Origin of the sequence: Phaeobacter cretensis (assembly GCF_047372505.1) — a bacterium.
Classification (GTDB): Bacteria; Pseudomonadota; Alphaproteobacteria; order Rhodobacterales; family Rhodobacteraceae; genus Phaeobacter; species Phaeobacter cretensis.
This window is the reverse complement of record NZ_JBKBEU010000001.1, coordinates 2,041,618-2,068,336: the sequence shown is the minus strand read 5'-3', so window position 1 is coordinate 2,068,336 and position 26,719 is coordinate 2,041,618. Positions and strand designations below refer to the sequence as shown.

The 26,719-nt window shown below is 52.7% G+C and carries 27 protein-coding genes; 14 read left to right on the top strand and 13 right to left on the bottom strand.

The window, feature by feature from the left end:
- Nucleotides 1-4 precede the first annotated feature (4 nt).
- The 4 genes from dnaQ to ACEWZM_RS09865 are packed head-to-tail and all read right to left on the bottom strand — an operon-like array spanning nucleotide 5 to nucleotide 2,760.
- On the bottom strand, nucleotides 5-748 hold the full coding sequence (gene dnaQ, locus ACEWZM_RS09880; protein WP_414006263.1) for a DNA polymerase III subunit epsilon: 744 nt from the start codon (nucleotides 746-748) through the stop codon (nucleotides 5-7).
- Nucleotides 741-1,334, bottom strand: coding sequence for a dephospho-CoA kinase (gene coaE / locus ACEWZM_RS09875; protein WP_414006262.1), 594 nt, complete (start codon nucleotides 1,332-1,334; stop codon nucleotides 741-743). Before coaE ends, dnaQ begins: the two co-directional genes overlap by 8 nt.
- Nucleotides 1,331-2,164: a shikimate dehydrogenase gene (locus ACEWZM_RS09870; protein WP_414006261.1), complete on the bottom strand. Its 834-nt coding sequence runs from the start codon at nucleotides 2,162-2,164 to the stop codon at nucleotides 1,331-1,333. Before ACEWZM_RS09870 ends, coaE begins: the two co-directional genes overlap by 4 nt.
- Complete coding sequence (locus ACEWZM_RS09865) at nucleotides 2,161-2,760, bottom strand: Maf family protein (RefSeq protein ID WP_414008000.1); 600 nt, start codon at nucleotides 2,758-2,760, stop codon at nucleotides 2,161-2,163. Before ACEWZM_RS09865 ends, ACEWZM_RS09870 begins: the two co-directional genes overlap by 4 nt.
- Before the next feature lie 405 nt (nucleotides 2,761-3,165).
- Here ACEWZM_RS09865 and ACEWZM_RS09860 point away from each other — a divergent pair, with 405 nt between their 5' ends.
- From ACEWZM_RS09860 to ACEWZM_RS09830, 7 genes are all read left to right on the top strand, one after another.
- Entirely contained in the window at nucleotides 3,166-3,621 is a 456-nt protein-coding gene (locus ACEWZM_RS09860; protein ID WP_414007999.1) for a CopD family protein, read from the top strand.
- 128 nt (nucleotides 3,622-3,749) lie between these two features.
- Entirely contained in the window at nucleotides 3,750-5,021 is a 1,272-nt protein-coding gene (rho, locus tag ACEWZM_RS09855) for a transcription termination factor Rho (protein WP_414006260.1), read from the top strand.
- 31 nt (nucleotides 5,022-5,052) lie between these two features.
- Nucleotides 5,053-6,345: a tRNA uridine-5-carboxymethylaminomethyl(34) synthesis GTPase MnmE gene (gene mnmE, locus ACEWZM_RS09850; protein ID WP_414006259.1), complete on the top strand. Its 1,293-nt coding sequence runs from the start codon at nucleotides 5,053-5,055 to the stop codon at nucleotides 6,343-6,345.
- Nucleotides 6,346-6,357: 12 nt separating this feature from the next.
- On the top strand, nucleotides 6,358-8,235 hold the full coding sequence (mnmG, locus tag ACEWZM_RS09845) for a tRNA uridine-5-carboxymethylaminomethyl(34) synthesis enzyme MnmG (RefSeq protein WP_414006258.1): 1,878 nt from the start codon (nucleotides 6,358-6,360) through the stop codon (nucleotides 8,233-8,235).
- A gap of 1 nt (nucleotide 8,236) precedes the next feature.
- Nucleotides 8,237-8,851, top strand: coding sequence for a 16S rRNA (guanine(527)-N(7))-methyltransferase RsmG (gene rsmG, locus ACEWZM_RS09840; RefSeq protein ID WP_414006257.1), 615 nt, complete (start codon nucleotides 8,237-8,239; stop codon nucleotides 8,849-8,851).
- The gene (locus tag ACEWZM_RS09835) at nucleotides 8,844-9,653 is read left to right on the top strand and encodes a ParA family protein (protein ID WP_414006256.1); all 810 of its coding nucleotides are present in this window, start codon (nucleotides 8,844-8,846) and stop codon (nucleotides 9,651-9,653) included. The genes rsmG and ACEWZM_RS09835 overlap by 8 nt, the downstream gene beginning before the upstream one ends.
- A 20-nt stretch (nucleotides 9,654-9,673) precedes the next feature.
- Entirely contained in the window at nucleotides 9,674-10,567 is an 894-nt protein-coding gene (locus ACEWZM_RS09830; protein WP_414006255.1) for a ParB/RepB/Spo0J family partition protein, read from the top strand.
- Here the strand turns inward: ACEWZM_RS09830 and ACEWZM_RS09825 are convergent.
- Genes ACEWZM_RS09825 through rph form a run of 4 tightly spaced genes read right to left on the bottom strand, consistent with a single transcriptional unit; the run spans nucleotide 10,557 to nucleotide 13,386 of the window.
- Nucleotides 10,557-10,910, bottom strand: a complete 354-nt coding sequence (locus ACEWZM_RS09825) for a YbaN family protein (protein WP_414006254.1) — start codon at nucleotides 10,908-10,910, stop codon at nucleotides 10,557-10,559. The two genes, ACEWZM_RS09830 and ACEWZM_RS09825, sit on opposite strands and share 11 nt — an antisense overlap.
- A gap of 4 nt (nucleotides 10,911-10,914) precedes the next feature.
- Nucleotides 10,915-12,069, bottom strand: a complete 1,155-nt coding sequence (gene hemW, locus ACEWZM_RS09820) for a radical SAM family heme chaperone HemW (RefSeq protein ID WP_414006253.1) — start codon at nucleotides 12,067-12,069, stop codon at nucleotides 10,915-10,917.
- Nucleotides 12,062-12,676, bottom strand: a complete 615-nt coding sequence (gene rdgB, locus ACEWZM_RS09815; protein ID WP_414006252.1) for an RdgB/HAM1 family non-canonical purine NTP pyrophosphatase — start codon at nucleotides 12,674-12,676, stop codon at nucleotides 12,062-12,064. The genes hemW and rdgB overlap by 8 nt, the downstream gene beginning before the upstream one ends.
- Nucleotides 12,673-13,386 (bottom strand): ribonuclease PH, encoded by a 714-nt coding sequence (gene rph, locus ACEWZM_RS09810; RefSeq protein WP_414006251.1) that lies wholly within the window; start codon nucleotides 13,384-13,386, stop codon nucleotides 12,673-12,675. The genes rdgB and rph overlap by 4 nt, the downstream gene beginning before the upstream one ends.
- Before the next feature lie 154 nt (nucleotides 13,387-13,540).
- Here rph and hrcA point away from each other — a divergent pair, with 154 nt between their 5' ends.
- Together hrcA and ACEWZM_RS09800 are read left to right on the top strand one after the other, a co-directional pair.
- On the top strand, nucleotides 13,541-14,620 hold the full coding sequence (hrcA, locus tag ACEWZM_RS09805; protein ID WP_414007998.1) for a heat-inducible transcriptional repressor HrcA: 1,080 nt from the start codon (nucleotides 13,541-13,543) through the stop codon (nucleotides 14,618-14,620).
- Between the two features lie 9 nt (nucleotides 14,621-14,629).
- Nucleotides 14,630-15,193, top strand: coding sequence for a nucleotide exchange factor GrpE (locus ACEWZM_RS09800; RefSeq protein ID WP_414006250.1), 564 nt, complete (start codon nucleotides 14,630-14,632; stop codon nucleotides 15,191-15,193).
- Between the two features lie 78 nt (nucleotides 15,194-15,271).
- Here ACEWZM_RS09800 and mutS read toward each other — a convergent pair whose 3' ends face one another.
- Nucleotides 15,272-17,887, bottom strand: a complete 2,616-nt coding sequence (gene mutS, locus ACEWZM_RS09795) for a DNA mismatch repair protein MutS (RefSeq protein WP_414007997.1) — start codon at nucleotides 17,885-17,887, stop codon at nucleotides 15,272-15,274.
- A gap of 162 nt (nucleotides 17,888-18,049) precedes the next feature.
- On the opposite strand from mutS, the gene ACEWZM_RS09790 reads away from it, so the two are divergent.
- On the top strand, nucleotides 18,050-20,305 hold the full coding sequence (locus ACEWZM_RS09790; RefSeq protein WP_414006249.1) for an NADP-dependent malic enzyme: 2,256 nt from the start codon (nucleotides 18,050-18,052) through the stop codon (nucleotides 20,303-20,305).
- 4 nt (nucleotides 20,306-20,309) lie between these two features.
- Nucleotides 20,310-21,182 (top strand): ribokinase, encoded by an 873-nt coding sequence (locus ACEWZM_RS09785; RefSeq protein ID WP_414006248.1) that lies wholly within the window; start codon nucleotides 20,310-20,312, stop codon nucleotides 21,180-21,182.
- Nucleotides 21,183-21,256: 74 nt separating this feature from the next.
- Here ACEWZM_RS09785 and msrA read toward each other — a convergent pair whose 3' ends face one another.
- Nucleotides 21,257-21,922 (bottom strand): peptide-methionine (S)-S-oxide reductase MsrA, encoded by a 666-nt coding sequence (gene msrA / locus ACEWZM_RS09780; protein WP_414007996.1) that lies wholly within the window; start codon nucleotides 21,920-21,922, stop codon nucleotides 21,257-21,259.
- A 144-nt stretch (nucleotides 21,923-22,066) separates the two neighbouring features.
- On the opposite strand from msrA, the gene ACEWZM_RS09775 reads away from it, so the two are divergent.
- Both ACEWZM_RS09775 and ACEWZM_RS09770 read left to right on the top strand, forming a co-directional pair.
- Nucleotides 22,067-22,975 (top strand): D-amino acid aminotransferase, encoded by a 909-nt coding sequence (locus ACEWZM_RS09775; RefSeq protein ID WP_414006247.1) that lies wholly within the window; start codon nucleotides 22,067-22,069, stop codon nucleotides 22,973-22,975.
- Nucleotides 22,975-23,688, top strand: a complete 714-nt coding sequence (locus tag ACEWZM_RS09770; protein WP_414006246.1) for a sulfotransferase-like domain-containing protein — start codon at nucleotides 22,975-22,977, stop codon at nucleotides 23,686-23,688. Before ACEWZM_RS09775 ends, ACEWZM_RS09770 begins: the two co-directional genes overlap by 1 nt.
- Nucleotides 23,689-23,760: 72 nt before the next feature.
- On the opposite strand, the gene ACEWZM_RS09765 is transcribed toward ACEWZM_RS09770, so the two are convergent.
- From ACEWZM_RS09765 to ACEWZM_RS09755, 3 genes are all read right to left on the bottom strand, one after another.
- The gene (locus ACEWZM_RS09765) at nucleotides 23,761-24,045 is read right to left on the bottom strand and encodes an SCP2 sterol-binding domain-containing protein (RefSeq protein ID WP_414006245.1); all 285 of its coding nucleotides are present in this window, start codon (nucleotides 24,043-24,045) and stop codon (nucleotides 23,761-23,763) included.
- A gap of 86 nt (nucleotides 24,046-24,131) precedes the next feature.
- Nucleotides 24,132-24,590, bottom strand: a complete 459-nt coding sequence (locus ACEWZM_RS09760) for a DUF1810 domain-containing protein (protein WP_414006244.1) — start codon at nucleotides 24,588-24,590, stop codon at nucleotides 24,132-24,134.
- Nucleotides 24,587-25,813 (bottom strand): argininosuccinate synthase, encoded by a 1,227-nt coding sequence (locus tag ACEWZM_RS09755; RefSeq protein ID WP_414006243.1) that lies wholly within the window; start codon nucleotides 25,811-25,813, stop codon nucleotides 24,587-24,589. The genes ACEWZM_RS09760 and ACEWZM_RS09755 overlap by 4 nt, the downstream gene beginning before the upstream one ends.
- Before the next feature lie 127 nt (nucleotides 25,814-25,940).
- Between ACEWZM_RS09755 and ACEWZM_RS09750 the strand changes: the two genes are divergently transcribed.
- Nucleotides 25,941-26,699 (top strand): hypothetical protein, encoded by a 759-nt coding sequence (locus ACEWZM_RS09750; RefSeq protein WP_414006242.1) that lies wholly within the window; start codon nucleotides 25,941-25,943, stop codon nucleotides 26,697-26,699.
- The last annotated feature ends 20 nt before the right edge of the window (nucleotides 26,700-26,719 follow it).

The following is a 26,719-nucleotide window of genomic DNA, read 5'->3' as shown; positions in this document are numbered from 1 at the left end:
GTGATCAGCTGTCGACACCACTCCACAAAGCAGAATCACCCATTTTCGCAACAAATGCGTCGTGTGCCTCTTGCTCTGTTGTCGTCAAACGTGACGCCAGAGGTGTCGGTCTGGCGGCGGGACGCCAATCATCGCTCGCAGTTGTTCCATTGCCGCTGCTCGCCTTGTCACCTGATGTCGCAAGAGCGAAATCCGGCTGTCGGCCACCGATCAGCTCAAGATATACATCAGCCAGGATTTCGGAATCGAGAAGAGCGCCGTGCAGTGTCCGGTTACTGTTATCAATACTGAAGCGGCGACAGAGCGCATCAAGCGTCGCCGGCGAGCCCGGAAAACGCTTACGGGCGATGGCGAGTGTATCAATAGCCTGATCCATCGGCAACTTGGGCAGACCCATCCAGTCCAGCTCTGCGTTCAGGAACTTCATGTCGAAAGCGGCGTTGTGGATTACCATCTTGGAATCGCGCACAAAATCCAAAAACTGCTGCCCAACCTTCGAAAACACCGGTTTGTCACGTAGAGTTACGGCACCCGGGCCGGGCTGCTGCGGCGGCTCCAGAAGATCTGGGCCAATACCATGCACCTTGAACGCATCCTGAGGCATTGATCGCTTGGGGTTGATATAGACATGGAATGTTGCGCCCGTCGGCATGTGGTTCAGCAACTCAACCGCACCGATCTCCACGATACGGTCACCGGAAAACGGATCAAATCCTGTTGTCTCGGTATCAAGAACGATTTCACGCATCTGATATTTGCCTTCTGATCTGCTCCAAGATGGCGCGTACCTGTGTCCGCGCATGTTCGTGTGTGTCGGTCTCGATCAAGTAGTCCGAACGCTCTTTCTTTTCTTCAATTGGCATTTGTTTTTGCACTATTTGGCAGAATTGCTCAACCGACATGGTGCCGCGAGCCATAACGCGCTGACTTTGTGTCTTAGCGTCGATCCATACGCAGACTACCGCATCCATCCGAACATCACCGCCAGTTTCAAACAGCAGTGGAATATCAAAGACCAACACATCATTTTCTGCGCCATCGCGGAATTTTTCCCGATCAGCGGCGACAAGCGGGTGCACGATCGCTTCAATCCGGGGTAGGGCAGTGTCATCGTCGGCAATGATCTCTCGCAAACGCTCTCGATCCACGCGCCCGGAAACAACCGCTTGCGGAAAAATCTCCGCTATCGGGCCAATCGCGGCCCCTCCGCTATCATAAAGTCGATGGACAGCCGCATCGGCATCCCAGATAGCGCAGCCTTCCGCCGCAAAGATCGCCGCAGTCGCGCTTTTGCCCATACCGATTGATCCGGTCAATCCAAGTGCAAAGCTCATGCTAGCGCAGCTTCTCTGGTGGAGTCGTCAACCTCGGGACGCTTTCCAAACCAGCGTTCAAACCCGGGCACGGCCTGATGCAACAGCATCCCCAAACCATCAACGGTGGTGCAACCGATATCCTCGGCCCATTGAATCATGTCGGTTTTCAGTGGTGTGTAGACAAGATCCGAAACGACAGCGTCGGGGCGTAACCCATCAAGCGGAACCCGAAGTCGCGGTTTTCCAACCATCCCAAGAGACGTCGTATTTACCAGCAGCGCTGCTTGCTCAATCACATTACCGACCTGAACCCAATCGACCACCTGAATACGCGATCCAAATTCGCTGCGGAACTGATCCGCACGCTCTCTTGTCCTATTGCTCAACAGGATCTCAGGCACACCGGCCTCCAAAAGGGAGGCGATAACTGCCCGACTTGCACCGCCTGCGCCAAACACGACTGCGGGGCCTGATGCAGGGTCCCAATCTGGTGCGCTCTGGTGCAGGTTGGTAATAAATCCGTAACCATCTGTATTATCAGCAAGAATTGACCCATCTCGACGGAATATCAGCGTATTCGCAGCCCCTATCAGAGTTGCACGATCAGTGACCTGATCAGCAATCTCCATAATCAGTTCCTTGTGGGGAATAGTAATGTTGGCGCCGACAAATCCCATCTTAGGCAGGCTACGTACAACTGTCTCAAGCTCATCGGACTCGACATGCAGCGGAATATAATGCCCGGCAATACCGTAGGTCCGCAGCCAGTGGCCATGCACCAGCGGTGATCGAGAATGCGCAACGGGACTGCCAATGACGCCAGCAAGTGGGATCTGTGTTTCACTCATTGTTCAATCACTCCCTGTAGGGCCAAATAGTTGAGCAGTTCCAGCAACGGCAACCCCAATACATTAAAGTAGTCGCCTTCTATGGCACTGAACAACCGAACCCCCTCTTCCTCAAGTTTATACCCACCGACGGCGTGGAGAATACTGTCCCAGTTTCGCGCCACGTAGCTGCGAAGATAAGCATCCGAACTGGACCGCATCCGCAGGCGGACCTGTCCAACATGTCGCCATAACGGTTCATTATCGCGATAGATAACCACAGCCGACAATAACATGTGCCGTTTGCCACGCATTTTTTTCAATTGAGCAAAGGCGTCATCCGAATCTTTTGGTTTTGATAACAATTTTCCATCAAACTCGAGGACCTGATCACAGCCCAACACAAGGGCCCCTGGATGTTTAGCACTGACCTTCCGTGCTTTGGCCTCTGCAAGTGTATCGGCGATATCGCGCGGTGCTGCTTCCGCTACTAACAGGGCCGCTTTGATCGCATCTTCGTCGATGCGGGCGGCGGCAACCTGAAACGGGACACCCGCTTGCTGTAAAAGCTGGGCCCGGATCTGGGAACCGGAGGCCAAGACGATGTGGGTAGACATGTGGAAAACCCCGTGGGCAAGAATGTGATGAACTTTGGATGGTTTGTATGAAATTTCGACCATTTCGCAAGCCGTGGAAGACTCGAAAATCCCCATTTGCTTGCCCGCAGATTCGCCCTTAGAGGATAGGGATAACTTCAAAATGGTGGATATCACAGTTGCTCAGGATTCACCCCAAGTTTATCCCCACCCGTAAATCCCCGATCAATGACGCTATCGCTCTTGTTTTTATGGCCTGCCGGCAAGGGTCTACATGATGCTGGGGGTAAAGCTGGAAAGTTATCCTTAATAGGGATAAGCCAGTGGATGAGTCAGTTATCCACCGTTTTCATGGTGCACTACTAAAACATCATCCTTTTAAAATACTTATATTTTAAGAGGAGAATGGGAACCGAAAGGCCGACCATGAATCTGAGTGATCTGCTCTTTGAGATTTACCCCTATGCAAAATCTCTACACATCATGGCAGTGATCAGCTGGATGGCGGGATTGTTCTACCTACCTCGCCTGTTCGTATATCATGTAGAGCAAGCCCAAGAAGTGCCAGAGAGCCTTCCAATCTTCATCATGATGGAGGAAAAGTTGCTTCGCGTTATCATGCGCCCTGCAATGTACGTCAGCTGGGCTGCAGGCCTGATAATGGTTCTAACCCCTGGGTTGGTCGATTGGAGCAATCTTTGGCCGTGGAGCAAGGGCCTGTGCGTTCTGGGAATGACTTGGTTTCATCATTGGCTGTTGATCCGCCATCGAGAGTTCGCCGATGGCAAAAACACACGTACCGGCCGAAACTATAGAATGATGAATGAAGTACCGACCGTGCTCATGGTTGTCATAGTAACGTCAGTTATTTTCAAGTTCTGACCTGGGGTTTGACTTAGAGTAGATCACCCCTTATGTAGATCTTTAACGAGCCCGTCCGGGCATTCGTGTCTTCCTTATACCTGTGACAGAGCTCCCCGATATTTTGGGTGAGAAAAAAGGCCATATATATGACCGTTCAATCGCTGAACCTTTCCGATCTTAAAGCGAAAAGCCCTAAGGACCTATTGTCCATGGCTGAAGAGCTGGAGATCGAAAACGCCTCCACCATGCGTAAAGGTGAGATGATGTTCCAAATTCTCCGCGAGCGCGCGGATGAAGGTTGGGAGATCGCCGGCGATGGCGTGCTTGAGGTTCTACAGGACGGCTTCGGTTTTCTGCGCTCACCAGAGGCAAACTATCTGCCGGGCCCAGACGATATTTATGTCTCGCCCGATATGATCCGTCAGTATTCACTGCGCACCGGTGATACCGTCGAAGGGCAGATTAAGTCTCCGTTGGAGAATGAACGTTACTTTGCATTGACCAATGTCACTAAGATCAACTTTGAAGAGCCTGAGAAGGCACGTCATAAGATCGCTTTTGACAACCTGACGCCGCTCTATCCCGATGAACGTCTAAAGATGGAAATCGAAGATCCAACGATCAAGGATCGCTCAGCGCGGGTTATCGATTTGGTCTCTCCCATTGGTAAGGGACAGCGTTCGTTGATTGTGGCGCCACCACGTACGGGTAAAACCGTTATTCTGCAGAACATTGCTCACTCCATCGCAAAAAACCACCCTGAATGCTATTTGATCGTTTTGCTGATCGATGAACGCCCGGAAGAGGTTACCGACATGCAGCGTTCAGTTAAGGGTGAGGTCGTTTCCTCTACCTTTGATGAGCCGGCAACGCGCCACGTTGCGGTGTCGGAAATGGTCATCGAAAAGGCTAAGCGACTGGTTGAACATAAACGAGATGTTGTGATTCTCCTCGATTCGATCACAAGACTTGGTAGAGCTTTCAATACCGTCGTCCCATCATCGGGTAAGGTTCTTACCGGTGGCGTGGATGCGAACGCCTTACAGCGCCCCAAACGTTTCTTTGGTGCAGCGCGGAATATCGAAGAAGGTGGCTCACTGACCATCATCGCGACGGCGCTGATCGATACGGGTAGCCGTATGGATGAGGTGATCTTCGAAGAATTCAAAGGTACAGGTAACTCTGAAATCGTTCTTGATCGTAAGATTGCAGATAAGCGTGTATTCCCGGCGATTGATATCCTGAAATCTGGTACCCGGAAAGAAGACCTACTCGTTGATAAGGGTGATTTGGCCAAGACGTTTGTCCTACGGCGCATCCTGAACCCAATGGGCACCACTGATGCGATTGAATTCCTTATGTCTAAGCTTAAGCAAACAAAGACAAATTCGGAGTTCTTCGACTCGATGAATACCTAGTAGACGGCCGGTTCGAAAGGAAGGTCATCTGATGGACACGATCTTTGCGCTGGCCTCCGCCCAAGGGAAGGCCGGCGTCTCTGTTATCCGACTATCAGGCCCACAGGCTATCCCTACCGCCGCTGTAATCAGTGGTGGAGCTTTGGCCTGTCCAGGGCGTATGCTGCGCGTGCTTACTGATGCATCGGGTACGCGTATTGATGAGGCTTTGCTTCTGACGTTCGTCGGGCCAAATAGCTTTACCGGTGAAGATACGGTTGAGTTCCAGGTACATGGAAGCACCTCAGTCGTAAGTGCGATGTTGGATCGGTTGAGTAGTTTTAACGATGTTCGGCTTGCAGATCCGGGTGAGTTCACGCGTCGAGCGCTTGAAAATGGAAAGTTAGATCTTTCCCAGGTCGAGGCGCTTGCAGATTTGATTGATGCAGAAACCGAAGCTCAACGTGTTCAGGCGCAGACAGTGCTTGCCGGCGGGCTAGCTGAGCTGGCAGAGCGTTGGAGAAAAGACCTCATCCGAGCTGCGTCTTTGATAGAGGTGACGATTGATTTTGCGGACGAGGATGTTCCCGTCGACGTAACGGGCGAGGTGACTGAGCTACTCTCCGGCGTCGCTAGAGATCTTGAACCGCAAATCGTCGGCGTTAAATTCGCTGAACGCATTCGGACTGGTTTCGAAGTCGCTATTGTCGGTGCGCCGAATGTTGGGAAGTCTACTCTACTCAATGCGCTAGCCGGCAGGGATGCGGCGATTACGTCGGAATACGCTGGTACAACGCGAGATGTAATTGAGGTAAGAATGGATCTCGGCGGCTTACCTGTTACGCTCCTTGATACGGCTGGATTGCGGGAGACTACTGATCACGTCGAAGGAATTGGCATTGAGCTCACAAAAAGGCGTGCTCAAGATGCTGATCTTCGTGTCTTCTTACAAAACGATAGTGAGGCAATTAAGATCCCGGTCATGAAGGACGACATTGTTGTCTTACCCAAGGCTGATCTGAATGATAATGATCAAGATTCGCTCGCTATATCTGGGAAAACAGGTCAGGGCATCGAGGCTTTGGTTGCTGAGATAACAATGGTATTGAAAGAGAGAGCTGAAAAGGCTGGTATAGCAACGCGTGTTAGGCATCGTGAGGCGATGGGTATTGCCTTTAGTCGGCTTCAGTCCGCCCAAGAGGTACTGAAGAATGGTACCGCATTCTATGATGTAGCGGCTGATGATATGCGGTCTGCGATTAGAGCACTCGAGATGCTTGTTGGGCGGGTAGGGGTAGAAAATCTTCTCGATGAGATATTTTCTAGTTTTTGCTTAGGGAAATAGGGAGTGTTTCACGTGAAACATCCAAACTATGATGTCGTGGTTATTGGTGGAGGACACGCTGGTACCGAAGCCGCACATGCTGCTGCAAGAATGGGCGTTAGAACAGCGCTTATTACGCTAGGTGAAAATGGTATCGGTGTGATGTCGTGTAATCCGGCGATAGGGGGTCTTGGTAAAGGTCACCTCGTTCGGGAAATCGACGCGCTTGATGGGGTTATGGGCCGGGTGGCTGACAAGGCTGGTATTCAGTTTCGTCTACTTAATAGGCGAAAGGGTCCAGCTGTTCAGGGGCCGAGGGCTCAGTCTGATCGGAAAATCTATCGTCGGGAAATGCTGGCCGAAACTGAATCACAGCACAATTTAGATATTATTGTTGGCGAAGTCGTTGATTTCCTGATGTCCGGAGATCAAGCGACTGGAGTACGTTTGGCTGATGATAGCGAAATTCATAGTAAAGCAGTAATCTTGACTGCAGGTACATTTCTTAGAGGTGTCATACATATCGGGGATGTCTCTAAACCCGGAGGGAGAATGGGCGACAGACCTTCTATTCGACTTGCTGAGCGCCTCGATAGCTTCGACCTCAAACTGGGACGACTGAAGACCGGAACGCCGCCGCGTCTAGATGGCCGTACTATTTCTTGGGATGGACTTGATACGCAGCCTGGAGATGACGTACCCACACTTTTCAGCTTTATGAGTACATCTATATCAGCACCTCAGGTTAGCTGTGGGATTACGCATACAAATGAGCAAACACACGACATCATCCGTAAAAATCTCCAGAGATCTGCGATGTATGGTGGTCATATCGATGGGGTAGGGCCACGATATTGCCCCTCAATCGAGGACAAGGTCGTGAGATTTGCTGATAAACCTAGTCATCAGATCTTCTTGGAACCGGAAGGCGCGGACGATCATACTATTTATCCTAACGGTATTTCGACAAGTCTTCCGGTAGATGTTCAGGAATCTTATGTTCGGTCCATCGTTGGTCTGGAACAAGCTGAGATCCTGCAACCGGGTTACGCCATCGAATACGACTACGTTGATCCTCGCGCTCTTGGTTTAGATTTGTCACTTAAATCTCATAGGGGACTATACTTTGCGGGACAAATCAATGGTACGACGGGGTATGAGGAAGCTGCGGCTCAGGGGCTAGTAGCGGGATTAAATGCTGCGCGATACGCAGAAGATCTGGACCCGGTCATATTTAGCCGGTCTGAAAGCTACATTGGCGTAATGATTGATGATCTTACAACAAACGGCGTAACTGAACCCTATCGTATGTTCACATCACGTGCTGAATTTCGCCTGTCTCTGCGAGCCGATAATGCCGATCAGCGGCTTACAGGAATTGGCTTGGATATTGGGTGTGTCGGTGAAGAACGCCGTGCACTGTTCGGAGAAAAGATGGAAAAGCTGGAGGCAGCTCGGTTCAAAATGAGCGAACGAAAATTCACTCCGAAAGAGATAAACGAAGCCGGTATAGCAGTAAATCAAGATGGTAACCGAAGAACTGCAACCGACGTACTCGCTTTCCCAAATGTAGTGTTTGAGGATGTAGTCCCACTAATTCCTGATTTGGCGGAGTGCGATGAGCCGCTTCGACGTCAGATTGAGCGCGATGCTCTCTATGCCAACTATATCATCCGTCAAAAACGGGAGATTGAGGCGATGAAGCGAGATGAAGGCCATTTGATACCGCGAGATTTCTCTTACGATTTTGAAGGTCTATCTAATGAGCTGCGTAGTAAGCTGGAGCGTGCACAGCCTGAAACATTGGCGCAAGCGGGTAGGGTAGATAGTATGACGCCTGCCGCGCTCGCATTGATACTCGCGAGATTGCGTAAAGGGCGTTCTTCACTGGCCCAAGAAAAGTCAGCTTGAAATGGTAGGAATACCTATAGCGGATTTAATTGTTTCACGTGAAACATATGAGCGACTCAAGCATTATGAAGCGTTGGTTCGAAAGTGGTCAGTTAAAATCAATCTCGTTTCCAAGTCCACACTCGGAAATATTTGGGAACGACATATTGTCGATTCTCTCCAAGTCTGTGAGCTCGCTGAACATCCGACTAACTGGGTTGATATCGGCAGCGGCGGTGGTTTTCCAGGTGTCGTAGCAGCAATAGTTGCCGCTGAACGAGCGCCAGACTGCAAGGTCACCCTTGTAGAAAGTGATCACCGGAAATGTGTTTTCCTTCGTACGGCCATTCGGGAGTGTGGTGTGAATGCCGTCGTATTGTCGGAACGCATCGAGGAGATACCCTCATTGGGTGCAGAGGTTCTGTCCGCCCGCGCGCTGGCTGACTTGACGTCTTTGCTTGGTTTTGCGGAAAGGCACCTGCATTCCGACGGAGTGGCTTTGTTTTCCAAAGGAATTCAATGGAAAAAAGAAGTGGATAACGCGAGGAGCCATTGGCAATTCGACTTGGAATCCACTAAGAGTTGGACTGAACCCGAGGCGGTTATTCTAAAGATCAAGGGAGTGACGCGTGTCTGATTTGTCGCGGCCGAATGGGCCTCGTATCATTGCAGTAGCGAACCAAAAAGGCGGTGTTGGTAAAACGACCACTGCGATAAATTTGGCTGCAGCTTTGGTTGAGATTGGGTATCGGGTTCTTGTCGTTGATCTCGACCCACAGGGTAATGCATCAACGGGCCTTGGGATTGAGGCCACAGATAGAAACCGGACGACCTATGATCTGCTGGTTGATGATATCCCTCTGAATGAAGTCATTCGAGAAACAGAGATAGATGATCTTTGCATCATTCCTGCGACCGTAGATCTTAGCTCAGCAGATATCGAATTGTTTACAAATGAGAAACGTAGCTTCCTGCTGCATGATGCGCTGCGACAGTCTGCGATGGATGACTATGATTGGGATTATGTTCTAATCGATTGCCCGCCGTCTCTTAACCTTTTGACAGTGAATGCTATGGTCGCTGCTCATTCGGTTTTGGTTCCACTGCAAAGTGAATTCTTTGCGTTGGAAGGTGTGTCCCAACTGATGTTGAGCATCCGGGAGGTTCGACAGACGGCCAATCCGCAGTTGCGGATTGAGGGAATTGTATTAACCATGTTTGATCGGCGAAATAACTTGTCTCAGCAGGTTGAACAAGACGCACGTGGTCATTTGGGAGAATTGGTATTCAAGACCAAGATCCCTCGAAATGTGCGTGTCAGTGAAGCGCCATCGTATGCGTTACCTGTTTTGAACTATGACACAAACTCGCTTGGCGCGAATGCGTATCGTGCTCTTGCAGAAGAACTGATTGCGAGACATCAGAAACTCGCAGCCTAACCGCAGCTGGAGGCGCAGCAATGTCAGATAAAAAAAATAAACCCAGAGGATTGGGAAGAGGCTTGTCAGCATTAATGGCCGATGTGAACCCGGAGCCTGTTAGCACAGAAAAACAGGCAACCCGAAGCACCGAAGTAATGGTCCCAATCGAGAAAGTATCTGCGAACCCGGACCAGCCGCGTCGACAGTTCTTGCAGGAGGACTTGGACGATCTTACGGCATCAATCCGTGAGAAGGGGGTTTTGCAGCCATTGATCGTAAGACCGCGTCCAGGTGGTCAATACGAGATCGTGGCGGGTGAACGTCGTTGGCGAGCCGCGCAAGCGGCTCAGCTGCATGAAGTTCCGGTATTGATCCGTGATTATTCCGATGTCGAGATGATGGAAGTTGCCATTATCGAAAACATCCAGCGTTCTGATTTGAATGCGATGGAAGAGGCACAAAGCTATAAACAGCTAATGGACAAATTTGGTCATACCCAGGAAAAAATGGCAGAGGCACTTGGCAAAAGCCGTAGTCACATTGCCAACCTTGTTCGATTGCTCCATCTTCCAGACGACGTACGCATCTTGGTTCAAGAACGACGGCTTTCTGCGGGACACGCGCGTGCTCTGATTACATCTGATAATGCGTCCGACCTTGCGAAGAAAATCGTCAAAGGTGGTTTATCCGTTCGTGCGACCGAGGCCTTGGTTAAAAAGGACGCTGCCGGGCTTAAGGTTGCAACTGCACGTTCTGCTAAGAAAATTGAGGAGAAAGATGCAGACACACGGGCGCTCGAAGCCGACCTGTCTGCCGCTCTTCGCATGAAGGTTTCTATTGATCATCGCGCTGGCGGGGAAAGCGGTGTCATCACGATAAGCTACGCATCTCTGGATGATTTAGATGATTTGTGTGGCCGTCTTAGCCGTTAGGACGCGACCAGATAAAGAACATCACTCCGCTCAGCACGATGGCCTGAATGATCAAGACATGGGTCGGGGCAGAAAGAACGAGTGATAGTGTAAACACGGCGGCGACTGAAATGGTCGCCGCCTTTTTTGCAGCTGGGCGAATGGCTCCTTTTTCGTTCCAATCTTGAATCATCGGACCAAAGATGCGGTGGCTGATTATCCAGCCATGTAGGCGCTCGGAGGAATTTGCGAAGAAAAAGCTGGAAAGAAGTAGAAATGGGACCGTTGGTAATAGCGGAAGCACGACGCCGACTAGTGCTAAGCCAACACAAATAAGTCCTAGAATGGCGTAGATAATGCGCATCCCGTTACTCCAACATGAGTTCCCGGAGCACAGCATTTAGTACAGCGCGCCCCGCGTCGGTTGCCTGAAGCCGGTTGTTAGATGTGACTACCATGCCCATGTCAGTTAACTCAGCGATCCGATCCGACGGCAAAGCGTGCCCCGAAATAGCGGTGAACCGATCCATATCCAGTCCTTCAGCTAATCGCATCCCCATCATCAGGTGTTCTGCACTGGTCTCGACTTGCGTCAGGGAGTTGCGGTTCGATTCACCCGTTGTGGTTTCCGCGGCGGCAAGCCATGCGCCGGGCTGAATATGCGTTTCCGTTGCGTATCGCGTATTGCCAATAGTAAGACGACCATGTGCACCCGGGCCAATGCCCAGATAGTCTCCGTAGCGCCAATAGATCAGATTGTGCCGAGATTGCGCATCTTGTCGCGCATGGTTCGAAACTTCATATGCGGGCAGGCCATGACTGTCGCAAATTTCTTGGGTCGCAAGATACATGTCAGCGGCGTTGTCATCGCTGGGGAGGTCTCGAAGTTTACCCTTGGTGTAACGGTCACCAAACGCTGTGCCTTCTTCAATAGTCAGTTGGTAGAGCGATAGGTGATCAATTGCCATGGACAGGGCTTCATTCAGCTCTTTCTTCCAGTCATCGAGAGTTTGCCCCTGACGGGCATAGATCAGATCGAAGCTAACTCTGTCGAAACAATTTCTAGCAACATCAAAGGCTTGCTGTGCTTCTGTAACGTTGTGCATCCGTCCAAGGCGGCGCAGATCCTCATCGTTAAGTGCTTGAATCCCCATAGAAATTCGATTCACGCCTGCATCTCGGTAGCCAGCGAAGCGGCCGGCTTCTACCGAGGTTGGGTTTGCTTCAAGAGATATTTCTATATCATTGGAAAAAGGCCAAATTTCACGTGCCGTATTGATCACGGTGGCCACGGTATCCGGATGCATCAGAGATGGAGTGCCGCCGCCGAAAAAGATGGTGTTTAGAATGCGGCCGGAAAGATCGGGGGCAGCTCGCAACATCTCTTTTCTATATGCGGCCGCCCATCTGGTTTGGTCTATTTGCGCCGTGACGTGGCTATTGAAATCACAATAGGGGCATTTTGCCTGACAAAATGGCCAGTGTACATACAGACCAAACCCACCATTGCGCCAATCATCCACCGAATGAGGCCTCAACAAATTTTGCGATTGCCTTACCCCGATGGCTGATCTTGTTCTTGGCCCAGCGATCCATCTCAGCACAGGTCTGATCATGCCCTTCGGGTTGGAACATCGGATCGTAGCCGAAACCATCTTTGCCACGAATGGGCCAAACCAGATGACCGGGCATCACGCCTTCAAAAACTTCATCATGGCCATCCGGCCAGGCAAGAACCAGCGTGCAACGGAACTGTGCAAGACGTGGATGAGTGGCGTTTACGCGCTCAAGTTCATTATGGGCGCGCGTCATGGCCATCATAAAATCACGTCCGTTCCCGGTCTCGGCCCAATCTGCTGTGTAGACACCGGGGGCACCGTCAAGCGCATCGATAGTGATACCGGAGTCATCAGAAAGGGCAGGTAGCCCGGTCGCTTTGGAGGCGTCATGTGCTTTGATCCGAGCGTTGCCGACAAATGTATCTTCGGTCTCATCTGGTTCCGGCAGGTCCATCTCGCCTGCACCGACCACAGTAACGCCAAAGGGCTGGAGGAGGTTTTTTATCTCCTCCAGTTTCCCTTTGTTATGTGTGGCGATCAGTAAGCGATCGCCGGTAAATTTACGTGTCATGCACAGGCCGCCTTTTGCAACTCAGCCAGTTCGGCGGTACCCTTTGTGGCAAGATCCATCAGGGTGTTCATCTGCTCGCGGCTGAACATGGAACCTTCGGCAGACATTTGCACTTCAATCAATTTGCCAGATCCGGTCATAATGAAATTCCCATCTACGCCCGCCTCAGAATCCTCCGGGTAGTCTAGATCGAGCACCGGTTGTCCGGCGTAGATACCGCAGGAAACAGCTGTAACAGGATCAATAAGCGGGTCGATTTTGACCTCACCAGTGTTCATCAGCTTGTTCACTGCCAGACGCAGTGCGACCCAACCACCAGTGATCGAGGCGCAGCGCGTCCCGCCGTCGGCTTGCAAAACGTCACAGTCGATGCTGATCTGGCGCTCGCCAAGAGCGACACGATCAACACCAGCGCGCAGGGCACGGCCGATCAGACGCTGGATTTCCACGGTGCGGCCACCTTGTTTGCCCATCGCGGCCTCGCGGCGCATGCGGGTGTTTGTTGCGCGCGGCAACATGCCGTACTCTGCTGTGACCCAACCAAGGCCGGAACCTTTGATAAAGGGCGGAACACGATCTTCAATTGTAGCGGTACACAAAACGTGGGTATCACCCATCTTGATCAGGCAGGACCCTTCGGCGTGTTTGGTGAAGCCTGTTTCGATAGAAACGGCGCGCATTTGGTTCAATTCTCGTCCGGAGGGTCGCATGGGTCATCCTTTGTTTGCTTACCAATTGGGATAGCGTTCGCAGGGATGGCGATGCAAGCATGATTGACCTTTTGGCGTTGCGCTCTTTAATGACAAACGCAGGAATATGACCGAAAGCTTGCGGAACCCCGATAATGACCACACATATAGCTCGATGAACAGCAGTACCGATATTCTAGAGGACATGAATGACCGATCGCGGGATGTATTCCGCGCGGTTGTGGAATCCTATCTGGAAAACGGAGATCCTGTTGGTAGTCGAACGTTGACACGGTCACTGAACGAAAAGGTGAGTGCCGCTACTGTCCGTAACGTGATGCAGGATCTGGAGTATCTTGGATTGCTGAACAGTCCTCACACCAGTGCTGGCCGCGTTCCGACACAGATTGGACTGCGCATGTTTGTCGATGGTTTGCTGGAGGTCGGCGACCTAAGCAATCAGGACCGCCAGAAGATTGATGAGACGATGGGCGGACCCGCTGGCGGGAATTCCACCACTGGCATGGCCGGGATGCTAGATCGTGTCGGCGCAGCCCTGTCAGGTGTTACACAGGGGGCATCCCTTGTATTGACGCCAAAGCATGAGGCCGAGATCAGGCATATAGAGTTTGTGACGTTGGCGCATGATCGTGCACTGGTGGTTCTGGTGTTTTCAGATGGTCACGTTGAAAACCGGCTGTTCACGCCGCCACCTGGTCAGACCCCCAGTTCGATGCGCGAGGCGGCCAATTTCCTGAATGCGCTGATCGAAGGGCGAACATTGGGCGACGTGCGCGGTGTCATTCAGGAGCAGATCAAGGACCGTCAGCAGCAAATTGACGTATTGGCGCGGGAGATGATCGAGAGCGGCTTGGCTGCATGGGAAGACGATGGCAGCGATTCGGCGCGACTGATCGTGCGCGGCCGTGCGAATCTCTTGTCAGAAGCGGGCGCTGCAGAAGAGTTAGACCTTATCCGAAACCTGTTTGATGACCTGGAACGCAAGCGTGATATCGAAGAGTTTCTGCAGCTGACCGAAGATGGCGAAGGTGTGCGCATTTTTATTGGTTCCGAGAACAAACTTTTTTCACTTTCGGGTTCCTCTTTGGTCGTCTCTCCCTATATGAACGCGGATCGAAAGATCATAGGCGCGGTGGGTGTAATTGGCCCGACGCGCCTGAATTATGGCCGGATCGTGCCTATCGTGGACTATACGGCGCAACTGGTCGGAAAGTTACTTTCCGACCGGACTTAGAGGTGAAACATGGCAGAGCCCAAGAACGACGATTTTTTGGACGACATCACAGAAGCCGAGGCGGAAGAGCTGTCCACACAAACCGAAGAATATGATGACGCTGAGCTGGAACTTGACAGCCTGCGTGCCGAACGCGATGAGCTGAAAGACCGGTTCATGCGCGCACTCGCGGACGCTGAGAATTCGCGCAAACGTGGCGACAAGGCGCGCCGTGAGGCGGAGCAATACGGCGGATCGAAACTGGCGCGCGATATGCTACCGGTTTACGACAATATGAAGCGTGCAATTGAATCGGCGACGGATGAACAGCGCGAAGTTTCCGCTGCATTGATCGAGGGCGTTGAGCTAACAATGCGGGCGCTGCTTGGCGTGTTTGAAAAGCACGGAATGGAAGTGATTACGCCTGAGGTTGGCGACCGGTTTGATCCGCAGGTGCATGAGGCCATGTTTGAGGCGCCAGTTCCTGGCACCAAAGCCGGTGATATCATACAGGTTTCGGCCGAAGGATTTATGTTACACGATCGTTTACTGCGGCCGGCACAAGTTGGTGTGTCTTCAACACCAGCAGGCTGATCCACCGCGCACGTAGCGGGTATTTTGCAAAGATAAAGAGCGGCCAACTTGAGTTTTCAAGCTGGCCGCTTTTCTATTTTAGCCTGATGCTTCCTTCAGACGGTAAAGGGCATCCAGTGCTTCACGTGGCGAGAGATCATCGGGGTGGATATCACCTAGCAGCTCTTCGACCGGTGATGGACCTTGAGCGGCTTTGGGCTGCGCTGGAGATGCCGCTGCAAACAGCGGTAAATCGTCGATCTGGATTTTACCGGCACCGCTTCGGCTGCCTTCTTCCAGCATATTGAGGACATCGCGAGCACGTGTGACAACAGAGCTGGGCAGGCCTGCCAACTGCGCTACCTGTACACCGTAAGAACGATCGGCCGCGCCTTTTTTTACCTCATGCAGGAAGATCACTTCGCCCTCCCATTCCTTTACCGAAACAGTCGCGTTGTCGACGCCAGTGAGCTTGCCAGCGAGCTGTGTCAGCTCGTGGTAGTGCGTGGCAAAGAGTGCTCGGGATTGATTGACCTCATGCAGGTGTTCCAATGTGGCCCAGGCAATGGATAGACCGTCGTATGTGGCGGTTCCGCGGCCTATCTCATCCAGAATAACAAGCGCGCGATTGTCAGCCTGATTGAGGATCGCTGCTGTTTCAACCATTTCTACCATGAAGGTTGAGCGACCGCGTGCCAGATCATCGGAGGCGCCAACCCGACTGAAGAGCTGACTAATCAGCCCAATATGGGCCCTATCCGCGGGCACATAGCTGCCCATCTGGGCCAGAACTGTGATCAATGCATTCTGACGTAGGAAGGTCGACTTACCTGCCATATTGGGACCAGTGAGCAGCCAGATCGCAGCGCCATTGTCAGCGGATAATTCACAGTCATTTGCAACGAAACCGCTGCCACCCTGCTGGCGCAGCGCTTGTTCCACAACTGGATGTCGACCACCGACGATATCAAAGGCACGCGAATTATCGACGGTTGGACAAGACCAGTTTTCCCCTTGAGCAAGGTCGGCCAACGCCGTGACCAAATCCAACTCAGCGAGACCGCGAGCTGCCGAATTCAGCCGTGCAGCATTGCCTAATGCAGCCTCTGAAAGCTTTGAATAGAGCCGCTTTTCGATTTCGAGAGCCAGGTTTCTGGCGTTTAGAATCCGCGTTTCGATTTCGCTGAGTTCTATGGTGGTAAAACGCACTTGGTTGGCGGTTGTTTGGCGATGGATATAGCTGTCGGAGAGAGGCGACGACAGCATCTTTTCAGCATGGGTCGCGGTGGTTTCGATGAAGTATCCCAGCACATTGTTATGCTTGATCTTCAAGGAGGTGATGCCTGTATGGTCGGCATATTTCTTTTGAAAGCCGGCGATAACGGAACGGCCTTCGTCTCGCAGAACACGAGCTTCGTCCAATTCTTGATAGTAACCTTCTGCGATGAAGCCGCCGTCACGTGTCATGAGCGGCGGCTCTGCAATTAAGGCCGCATCCAGCAAGGGTAGCAATTCCTCAAATCCGGTCAGGGTCGATATTGCAGTCGCTAAGAGTTCTGGCAGTTCTATGCCCTGGCAGAGTTCAGAAATAGCTTCGGCCTGGATCAAGGTATTACGCACCGCAGCCAGATCGCGAGGACCACCGCGATCCAAGGCAAGACGGGAGAGCGCGCGGTCAAGATCGGGCGTTTTTCGCAATGCGGCACGCATAGACTGGACAAGTGGTGCTTGTTCGACGCTAAAGTCTAGCGCAGCAAGTCGTGACCGGATTACATCGAGATTGCGAGAAGGACTTGAAAGCCGTTGTTCTAGCAGCCGACCGCCAGCGGGAGTTACCGTTCGATCAATCACCGCTAGCAGTGACCCTGCGCGTCCTCCTGAGAGTGAGCGTGTGATCTCCAGACTACGCCGGGTGGCGGCATCGATTTGTACGACCCTGTCTTCGGCCTCTTGGACCGGTGGTTGAAGCAGGGGCAGTTTGCCCTTTTGTGTAATGTCGAGGTAGTCGATCACTGCTCCCATGGCTGAAACCTCAGCGCGGGTGAAATTTCCGTATGCCTCCAGCGTCGAAACCTTGAACAGATTGCAAATGCGTTTCTCAGCGGCTGTGCTGTCAAAGCTGGATTTCGCCAAAGGTGTCAAAGGTATCTGGTGATCGTCAGCAATGGGGCGCAAGTGATCCAGACTTGGGCCGTCGGGCACGATCAGCTCGGATGGGGCTAGGCGCGCAAGTTCAGGTGAGACACGAACCCTTACGACAGGCATAACGTGAAACGCACCGGTTGAGATATCGACCCACGCCAAGGCTGCCTGATCGCGCAGCTCGCAATAGGCGGTCAGGAAATTATGGCGCCGAGCTTCTAGTAGAGAATCTTCTGTGATGGTGCCAGGTGTGACCAACCGAACAACATCGCGTTTCACCACAGATTTAGAGCCGCGTTTTTTTGCCTCGGCAGGGCTCTCCAGCTGCTCTCCGACTGCGACGCGAAATCCCTTGCGGATCAGGGTTAGCAGATAGCCTTCGGCGGCATGGACAGGTACGCCACACATGGGGATGTCGTTGCCGTCGTGTTTGCCCCGTTTGGTCAGTGCGATGTCCAACGCTTCGGCTGCGTTGACCGCATCTTCAAAGAACATCTCGTAAAAATCGCCCATGCGATAGAATAGGAGAGCATCCGGGTACTGCGCCTTGATGTCGAGGTATTGGGCCATCATCGGCGTGACTGTGGACAAAGTGCAGCTCCATAAAATGGGGGATTTCGTTGGCGCGACCTTACAAATCAGGCGACTGCGACGAAAGGTGAAAACGTAACTTCGTTGAGAAGAGGCGCACTCTGGGCTATGACGCTTGAGATAGTGAGAGGACACCTAAAGCCAATGCCCAAAGCGAAGATTACCGACGAAGAGGCGCTTGCCTTCCATCTGGAACCAACCCCAGGCAAATGGGAGATCAACGCAACGGTTCCGATGACCACACAGCGCGATCTGTCGCTGGCCTATTCGCCCGGTGTTGCGGTGCCCTGTGAGGCGATCGCGAAGAACCCGGAAACGGCCTATGACTATACAAACAAGGGCAATTTGGTTGCGGTGATTTCCAACGGAACCGCGGTTCTGGGGCTTGGTAACCTTGGGGCATTGGGATCAAAACCGGTGATGGAGGGTAAATCCGTCCTGTTCAAACGCTTCGCCGATGTCAACTCCATCGACATAGAACTAGATACCGAGGACCCGGATGAATTCATCAAAGCGGTACGCCTGATGGGGCCGACCTTTGGTGGGATCAACCTCGAAGATATCAAAGCGCCCGAGTGTTTCATCATTGAACAACGGCTCAAGGAAGAGATGGATATTCCAGTCTTCCATGATGACCAGCACGGGACGGCTGTGATTTGTGCGGCGGGTCTCATCAATGCGCTGCATATCTCCGGCAAAAAGATTGAGGAAGTGAAGATTGTCCTGAACGGGGCAGGGGCTGCTGGCATCGCTTGTATTGAACTTCTCAAAGCGATGGGTGCACGTCACGACAACTGCATCGTTTGCGATACCAAGGGCGTGATCTTTCAGGGTCGTACTGAGGGTATGAACCAGTGGAAATCTGCCCATGCTATCAAAACGGAGCTTCGCACGCTTGAAGACGCAATGCAGGGGGCAGACGTCTTTCTTGGGGTGTCGGTTAAGGGGGCTGTGACCCAGCAGATGGTTGCTGCGATGGCAGACAATCCAGTTATCTTTGCTATGGCAAACCCGGATCCTGAAATCACTCCGGAAGAGGCGCATGAAGTCCGGGTGGACGCCATCGTCGCCACGGGTCGGTCCGACTATCCTAACCAAGTCAACAACGTGCTTGGGTTCCCCTATCTGTTCCGCGGTGCGCTGGATATCCATGCTCGTGCAATCAATGACGAGATGAAGATCGCCTGCGCACATGCTTTGGCGGCCTTGGCGCGTGAAGATGTGCCGGATGAAGTGGCCTTGGCCTACGGTAAATCGCTGTCTTTTGGACGCGACTATATAATCCCGACACCATTTGATCCGCGCCTGATCCATCGTATTCCGCCTGCGGTTGCAAAGGCTGGCATGGATACCGGGGCTGCTCGTCGTCCGATTATTGACGTGGATGCTTATGAACATGGTCTGCGCGGACGTATGGACCCGACACAGTCGATCTTACGCGGGTTGAATGCCCGTGCCCGTGCTGCACAATCACGGATGATCTTTGCCGAGGGAGACGATCCTCGTGTGTTGCGCGCTGCTGTAATGTATCAGCGTTCTGGGTTTGGCAAAGCCTTGGTTGTCGGCCGTACCGAAGATGTGCGAAGTAAGCTGGAAACCGCAGGTTTGGGTGATGCGGTGCGCGAGCTGGAAATCGTAAACGCCGCCAATACCCAGCATTTTGAACCCTACAAGAACTTTCTGTACGAGCGTCTTAACCGCAAAGGCTTTGACCGCAAAGATGTGCATCGTTTGGTTGGGCGCGACCGCCATGTATTCTCTGCGCTGATGTTGGCGCATGGTCACGGGGATGGCCTGGTCACAGGTGCTACGCGGAAATCGGCGCATGTTCTGGATCAGATCAACCATGTATTTGATGCTGATGCGACAAACGGGTCGGCCGGCGTGACAGCCTTGTTGCACAAGGGTCGCATTGTCTTGATCGGTGATACGCTGGTGCACGAATGGCCTGACGAAAACGATTTGGCGAACATTGCCCAACACGCTGCAGGTGTTGCGCGTCATATGGGGCTGGAGCCCAGGGTCGCTTTTGTTAGCTTCTCAACCTTTGGCTATCCGGTGTCGGAACGTGCTGAAAAGATGCATTTGGCTCCGGCTGTGCTGGATCAACGTGGTGTTGATTTTGAGTATGAAGGAGAGATGACCGTTGATGTGGCGTTGAACGCCAAAGCGCAGGAGGCGTATCCATTTCAACGACTGACTGGGCCAGCCAATATCCTTGTTGTTCCGGCGCGACACTCTGCCTCAATCTCGGTAAAGCTGATGCAAGAAATGGGTGGCGCCACCGTTGTTGGCCCGATCCTTTCCGGGGTCGATAAGCCGATCCAGATTTGCTCCACCACATCTACAGCCAATGACATTCTGAACATGGCGGTTCTGGCTGCCTGTAATATCGGGTGAGCCCATGGCGATTTGGAACCTAGGCTCAATTAACGCCGACATGATCTATGCGCTGCCCCATATGCCGGTCGCGGGGGAAACCCTCGCAGCTGAAGGGCTGGAGCAGTATCTGGGCGGAAAGGGTGCGAACATGTCTGTCGCTGCAGCGCGTGCGGGCAGTCATGTCTGTCACCTCGGCGCTGTAGGACCCGAGGGGACTTGGGCTGTGACGCGGCTGTTGGAATATGGCGTGGATACACGCCATATTGCGCAGATTGACGTGCCGACCGGACACGCGATCATCGCTGTGGATCCAACGGGTGAGAACCAGATTATTCTGTTTCCGGGTGCAAACCGTGAAATTACAGCAGATCAGGTTGGGGCGGCGCTGTCAGCGGCTAGTGCTGGCGACATTCTGGTAACGCAGAATGAGACCAACATGCAGGCAGAGGCGGCACGGATGGGCCGAGATCTGGGGCTGAAAGTCACCTATGCCGCGGCGCCCTTTGATGCGGATGCGGTACAGTCGGTGCTGCCTTATCTCGACTATCTGTTCCTGAATGAGGTTGAAGCTGATCAGTTACGCGACGCTACCGGTAAGACGCCTGAGGCGCTGGGCGTGCGGGATGTGATTGTTACCCTCGGCGCCAAGGGGGCTCGGCATTATGATTGTGCGGCCGGTACCACACATGATGTGGCAGCCTATTCTGTTGACCCGGTTGATACCACGGGTGCCGGCGATACGTTCACCGGATATGTTCTGTCGGGGCTGGATCGTGGATTGCCCATGGCGCAGGCCTTGGCCCAGGCCAATCGTGCTGCTGCACTGATGGTGACGCGCAAGGGTACCGCTGATGTGATCCCAGACCTGAAAGACGTTCAGAACGCCAAGTTCTGAATTCTTGATCGCCACAGACGACGAAAAAGGCGCAATAAATTGCGCGCCTTTTTCCTGTTTTACCAGCGATCGGCCTAGTGAATCTTGGCAAATGGAGCTGCATCTCCCCAAAGCTGCAGCACTCGTGCATCTCGACCACAGGCCTTACGATAGCGTTTGTAAGCCTCTGACTGGCGCTTGGGCCCAAAGCGGGTGATGACGAGTTTGCGGCCTTTGTAATAGTCCTGATGATAGGCCTCTGCCGGATAGAATGCCGTGGAGGACAAAATTGGTGTCACGATTTTTTGGCCAAGATCGGCTTGGGCCTTTGCCTTGATTGCTTGAGCTGAGGACTTCTCATTCGTGCCGGATACAAAAATTGCCGAGCGATAGCTATCGCCACGATCGCAGAACTGGCCGCCCGCGTCTGTCGGATCTACCGAGCGAAGGAACTTAGCCAATAGATCTTCACGTGTCACTTTGGCCGGGTCAAAATGAATTTGAACAGCTTCGTAGTGGCCGGTACCGCCTGCAGTAACCTGTTTGTAGCTTGGCGATTTGGTGCTGCCACCGGTGTAGCCAGAAATCGCGGAAATCACGCCTGGTACGCTTTCAAAGTCACTTTCCACGCACCAAAAACACCCCCCCGCAACCGTGAGTGTTTCGATATTCTGGGCATGGGCCTGGTGCCCTTTCAAAGCCACAGCCAGCAGCATGAATAGGGTTAGGACAATTGGTCTTGCAGAATTGGTCGAACGCATCATTGCCTCCATCTTTACCTTACAGTGACCTGTGGTGATCCAAGGCTCAATCACATGACATGGTTTGTCACAGCTTGGTGACGGTAAGTTACCGCTTGGAAATAGGATCCTGTCCTTCTAGCTTGCGCCCTGCAGGAGGAGCAGATGACTGAAAATTTGAGCACTCACCAAGCGGAAGAGGATCAGCGCAACGAAGCGATCCTGATCTATCTGAATGGCGAAATTGTCCCCAAGGAAAGGGCCGTTGTCAGCGTTTATGACAGCGGGTTTATGCTGGGTGATGGTGTTTGGGAGGGGCTGAGGCTCTACAATGGTACCTGGGCCTTTATTGACGAGCATCTTGACCGCCTGTTCGAGGCAGCGAAGACTATCGATCTGGATATCGGGATGGATCGGGATCAGGTCAAACAAGCCGTGCTAGACACACAGCACGCCAATAACATGATGAGTGATGCCCATGCCCGGCTGATGGTCACACGTGGCGTCAAAACCCGGCCCTTCCAGCACCCGTCGCTGTCGCAGCGGGGCCCGACTTTCGCTATCATCATGGAACATTCTTGCCCGAATCTTCCGCGCCCGATCCGTTTGGCGACTGTGCCGCATCTACGTGGCCTGCCCATGACACAGGATCCCAAGCTGAATTCGCATTCCAAGCTAAACTGCATTCTGGCCTGTATCGCTGCAGAGAAAGCAGGCGCGGATGAGGGTTTGATGCTGGATGTGAACGGGTTTGTGAATACGACCAATGCCTGTAATTTCTTCATTGTGAGAAAAAACTCTGTTTGGACCTCAACCGGTGACTACTGCATGAACGGCATCACGCGACAGAAGGTGATTGATCTATGTCGTGCCAACGACATTCCGGTTTTTGAACGGAACTACTCACTGGTGGATACTTACGGTGCCGACGAGGCATTTTTGACGGGCACCTTTGGTGCGCAGACACCTGTCGGCGATATTGATGGTCGAGAGATAGGCGATGGTGAAATGGGACCAGTCACCAAACGTATACGCGCGCTTTACAAGGATCTGATCGCGCAGGAGTGTGCTTGATGCGGATTGCGATGTGGTCGGGGCCGCGCAACCTCTCGACAGCGATGATGTATGCTTTTGGCAATCGTGGTGATTGTGCAGTAGTGGATGAGCCTTTTTACGCGTCGTATCTGGCGCAGACCGGCCTGGAACATCCGATGCATGCCGAGATACTGGACAGCCAGCCGCAGGATCCAGTTGCTGTGATCAGTAATTTGTTAGGGCCAGTACCCGCAGCCAAGCCGTTCTTCTACCAAAAACATATGACCCATCACATGATTGACGGAATTCCGCGGGATTGGATGCGTGAGGTCGCCAATGTGTTTTTGATCCGCCACCCCGCTCGGGTCATCGCATCATATGCGGAAAAGCGAGAAAACCCGACTTTGGATGACATCGGGTTTCGTCAGCAGGCGGAGCTATTTGAACAGGTTTGCGGCTGGGGCCAGCGGCCAGTAGTCTTGGATAGTGACAAAGTCCGCCAAAACCCGGAACAGTTGCTGGAACGGCTTTGCGATGGGGTTGGCATACCCTTTTCACCCAAGATGCTGTCTTGGCCGATGGGCGGCCACAAAGATGACGGCGTCTGGTCGGCGCATTGGTATGGGGCGGTTTGGAAATCAACCAAATTTGCCGGCCCCGAAGGTCCGCTACCTGATGTACCGGACGCCTTGCGACCGGTACTGGAAGCAGCGTTGCCGTACTACGAACAGCTCAAAGCGACTGAAGTTTGAAAGAGGGAGCGCTGCCCGCTCGCGCTTTCGATGTTTCATCCCTCGGCGTATGCGGGGGATGACGACAGCCGGTTAACTGATCAGTTTGCCCAGCTTCATGGCAACACCCATATCGCCGGAAATCTTCAGTTTGCCCATCATTACCCCCGTCATCGGGTTCAACTTGCCGGTAAGCAGTTTTTTCAGGTTGTCGGTTGTGATGCGGATCGTACAGTCTGTATCCCGGTCTTCCATTGAAGCCTCGCCGTCCGCAAGCACAATCACGCCGTCGTCGCCGCAGTCAAATTTCAGCGAGCCATCAAATGTCTTGCCGCTCAATCCGGCGCGAATACCATCTGCAAGTGGTTGAAGTCCCATGATCTCCCCCGGGTTTTTCTGCGCTAAGGGTTAGGCATCCGCTTGACTGTGGGCAAGGGTGACCAAAGGGGAGGTTGCGTCAGCTCTTAAGACAGGGCTTTGCAGGTGTCTTGGCAGGAAGATCCGTCAAAAAACGTTTCTAATACAGTCGAAAATGCCTGTGGTGCATCAGGTACCGCCGAAAATAGCGTCATAGATGACTGCAGTTTTTTGGCATCTGTATCGCCCAGGATATCTTTAGCAGCGCGGTTTTTATGACTGAGCAATAGCTCGCTAGCTTCAGTCAACCGCGCACGCAAGATTGGATGCGCGAGATAGGCTGTAGCCTCAGCCAGATCTTCAATACCGTAGAGTTGCGCCATATGGGATTGGCCAAGGTCGGCCAGTTGAGGAAAGACGAACCACATCCAGTGGCTCGTCTTTTGACCTGCGGAGAGTTCTGCGAGGACATCGTTCCAAACGGTGTCCTGCGCTTCTACGAACATCTCCATCTCTTCGATCAGATCGTCGTCTATATCGTCTGGGATATCGACCGGGTCGCTCATTTATTTACCCGACGTTCGCGAGCAGCCAGAAGCTTAAGGCGAAGCGCATTAAGCTGGATGAAGCCCGCGGCATCTTTCTGATCATAGGCACCGGCATCTTCTTCGAAGGTCACATGTGCCTCGGAGTAGAGTGAATGGTCGGACCAACGACCCACAGTAGTTGCGGACCCTTTGTAGAGCTTTACTCGAACTGTGCCAGTGACATGATCCTGGCTCTTATCAATGGCGGCCTGGAGCATTTCGCGCTCGGGCGAATACCAGAAACCGTTGTAGATCAATTCAGCATATTGCGGCATCAACTGGTCTTTCAGGTGCATCGCGCCGCGGTCCATGGTTATAGACTCGATACCGCGGTGTGCTTCCAGCAGAACGGTGCCGCCAGGCGTTTCGTAGATGCCGCGAGACTTCATGCCAACAAACCGGCCTTCGACGAGATCGAGGCGGCCGATGCCGTGTTTGCCACCGTATTCGTTCAGCTTGGTCAGAATGGTCGCGGGCGACATCGCTTCGCCATTGATGCTGACGGCATCGCCTTTTTCGAATCCAATTTCGATAAATTCCGCTTCGTTCGGGGCGTCCTCGGGGTGGACGGTGCGCTGGTAGACGTAGTCGGGTGCCATGATCGCGGGATCTTCCAGAACCTTGCCCTCGGATGAGGTGTGCAGCAAGTTTGCATCAACCGAGAACGGAGCCTCGCCGCGCTTGTCTTTGGCTACGGGGATCTGGTTTGCTTCGGCGAATTCCAGCAGGCGGGTCCGCGAGGTCAGATCCCATTCGCGCCAGGGCGCGATCACTTTGATATCTGGGTTCAGCGCATAGGCTGCCAGTTCGAAGCGAACCTGATCATTACCCTTTCCGGTGGCTCCATGAGCAACAGCGTCGGCACCGGTTGCTTCGGCGATTTCAACAAGGCGTTTGGAAATCAGCGGACGCGCAATCGAAGTGCCCAGCAGGTAGAGACCTTCATAAACCGCATTTGCACGGAACATCGGGAAGACAAAATCACGAACAAACTCTTCTCGTACGTCTTCGATATAGATGTTTTCCGGCTTGATGCCCAAGAGCTCTGCTTTTTTACGTGCGGGCTCCAATTCCTCACCCTGACCGAGATCGGCAGTGAAGGTTACAACCTCGCAACCGTATTCGGTCTGCAACCATTTTAGGATGATTGACGTATCAAGACCGCCGGAATAGGCGAGGACAACTTTCTTGGGCGCGGACATGGGATTTCCTCTTGATCAGAACGCAAGCGGCCTATCCGGTTTTTGGCAGAAGGGCAAGGTTTTACCCATATCGGACCACGGGGTTTCCCATTATGATTGCGCACAATGAATGAGCAGCCATTGGAGCATGATACAAGTGATTGGTTGGAAGCTATTTTTACATTCCGTACGCATGGTGCAACGGAACATTCCGCAACTGATGCGGATATTTTTGATCCCTTCTTTGGTAGTGATCGGCATCGCCTATTTGGTAATGTGGGATCTGTTTGATGGGTCTGCGCTTCAGTATCCGATTTCTGATAGCGACGTAGTTTCTGGCTTTATTTGGAGGGTTTTTGCGCTTTGGCTAGTTGCTGGAGTGGTTGCCGGATGGACGGTTGTGGTTTGGCACCGCTATGTTCTGTTGGAGGAGCGTCCCGACGGCTGGGTGCCGACGTTTCATATGACGGAGGTCATTCAATATCTATTGCGCTTATTGCAGTTGGTCGTGATCGGTGCCGCAATCTATGCAATGGTGCTGTTCGTCGCAGCCGTAGTGTTCAGTGCAGCTGGTAATTTTGCCATATTTTTGATCATCGCAGCTGCCGCCTTGATTGCAGTGTCTATTTACCGTCTTGCATTGATCCTCCCTGCAGCTGCGGTTGGCAAACCAATTGGCCTGGGCGAATCCCTGCAATTTACTGAAGGTGCATTTGGTGCGCTTTTCGTGCTTAGTGCTTGTCTTGTGGGTCTCCAGCTTACGGCCGAACTGGTCTTTTGGTTGCTGGCAGATGCAGTCGTTATCGTGATGATATTGAACGTTGTGTTTGCTTTGTTCGTCGCAATTTTGAACATTAGTGTCCTAACTACGTTGTATGGGTACTACGTCGAGAAGCGTGCGATCTGATAGCCTCGCGTTGATCGGTA

Bases quoted from the DNA above. Each gene is read 5' to 3' on its own strand.
- coaE (WP_414006262.1), bottom strand. From the start codon at position 1,334: ATGAGCTTTGCACTTGGATTGACCGGATCAATCGGTATGGGCAAAAGC.
- ACEWZM_RS09790 (WP_414006249.1), top strand. From the start codon at position 18,050: ATGCCCAAAGCGAAGATTACCGACGAAGAGGCGCTTGCCTTCCATCTG.
- mutS (WP_414007997.1), bottom strand. From the start codon at position 17,887: ATGATGGCCCAATACCTCGACATCAAGGCGCAGTACCCGGATGCTCTC.
- ACEWZM_RS09785 (WP_414006248.1), top strand. From the start codon at position 20,310: ATGGCGATTTGGAACCTAGGCTCAATTAACGCCGACATGATCTATGCG.
- mnmE (WP_414006259.1), top strand. From the start codon at position 5,053: ATGGACACGATCTTTGCGCTGGCCTCCGCCCAAGGGAAGGCCGGCGTC.
- rdgB (WP_414006252.1), bottom strand. From the start codon at position 12,676: ATGACACGTAAATTTACCGGCGATCGCTTACTGATCGCCACACATAAC.
- ACEWZM_RS09830 (WP_414006255.1), top strand. From the start codon at position 9,674: ATGTCAGATAAAAAAAATAAACCCAGAGGATTGGGAAGAGGCTTGTCA.
- rsmG (WP_414006257.1), top strand. From the start codon at position 8,237: ATGGTAGGAATACCTATAGCGGATTTAATTGTTTCACGTGAAACATAT.
- ACEWZM_RS09860 (WP_414007999.1), top strand. From the start codon at position 3,166: ATGAATCTGAGTGATCTGCTCTTTGAGATTTACCCCTATGCAAAATCT.
- ACEWZM_RS09775 (WP_414006247.1), top strand. From the start codon at position 22,067: ATGACTGAAAATTTGAGCACTCACCAAGCGGAAGAGGATCAGCGCAAC.
- hrcA (WP_414007998.1), top strand. From the start codon at position 13,541: ATGAACAGCAGTACCGATATTCTAGAGGACATGAATGACCGATCGCGG.
- ACEWZM_RS09755 (WP_414006243.1), bottom strand. From the start codon at position 25,813: ATGTCCGCGCCCAAGAAAGTTGTCCTCGCCTATTCCGGCGGTCTTGAT.
- ACEWZM_RS09800 (WP_414006250.1), top strand. From the start codon at position 14,630: ATGGCAGAGCCCAAGAACGACGATTTTTTGGACGACATCACAGAAGCC.
- ACEWZM_RS09870 (WP_414006261.1), bottom strand. From the start codon at position 2,164: ATGAGTGAAACACAGATCCCACTTGCTGGCGTCATTGGCAGTCCCGTT.
- rho (WP_414006260.1), top strand. From the start codon at position 3,750: ATGACCGTTCAATCGCTGAACCTTTCCGATCTTAAAGCGAAAAGCCCT.
- ACEWZM_RS09865 (WP_414008000.1), bottom strand. From the start codon at position 2,760: ATGTCTACCCACATCGTCTTGGCCTCCGGTTCCCAGATCCGGGCCCAG.
- ACEWZM_RS09760 (WP_414006244.1), bottom strand. From the start codon at position 24,590: ATGAGCGACCCGGTCGATATCCCAGACGATATAGACGACGATCTGATC.
- dnaQ (WP_414006263.1), bottom strand. From the start codon at position 748: ATGCGTGAAATCGTTCTTGATACCGAGACAACAGGATTTGATCCGTTT.
- msrA (WP_414007996.1), bottom strand. From the start codon at position 21,922: ATGCGTTCGACCAATTCTGCAAGACCAATTGTCCTAACCCTATTCATG.
- ACEWZM_RS09750 (WP_414006242.1), top strand. From the start codon at position 25,941: ATGATACAAGTGATTGGTTGGAAGCTATTTTTACATTCCGTACGCATG.
- ACEWZM_RS09765 (WP_414006245.1), bottom strand. From the start codon at position 24,045: ATGGGACTTCAACCACTTGCAGATGGTATTCGCGCCGGATTGAGCGGC.
- ACEWZM_RS09770 (WP_414006246.1), top strand. From the start codon at position 22,975: ATGCGGATTGCGATGTGGTCGGGGCCGCGCAACCTCTCGACAGCGATG.
- rph (WP_414006251.1), bottom strand. From the start codon at position 13,386: ATGCGACCCTCCGGACGAGAATTGAACCAAATGCGCGCCGTTTCTATC.
- ACEWZM_RS09825 (WP_414006254.1), bottom strand. From the start codon at position 10,910: ATGCGCATTATCTACGCCATTCTAGGACTTATTTGTGTTGGCTTAGCA.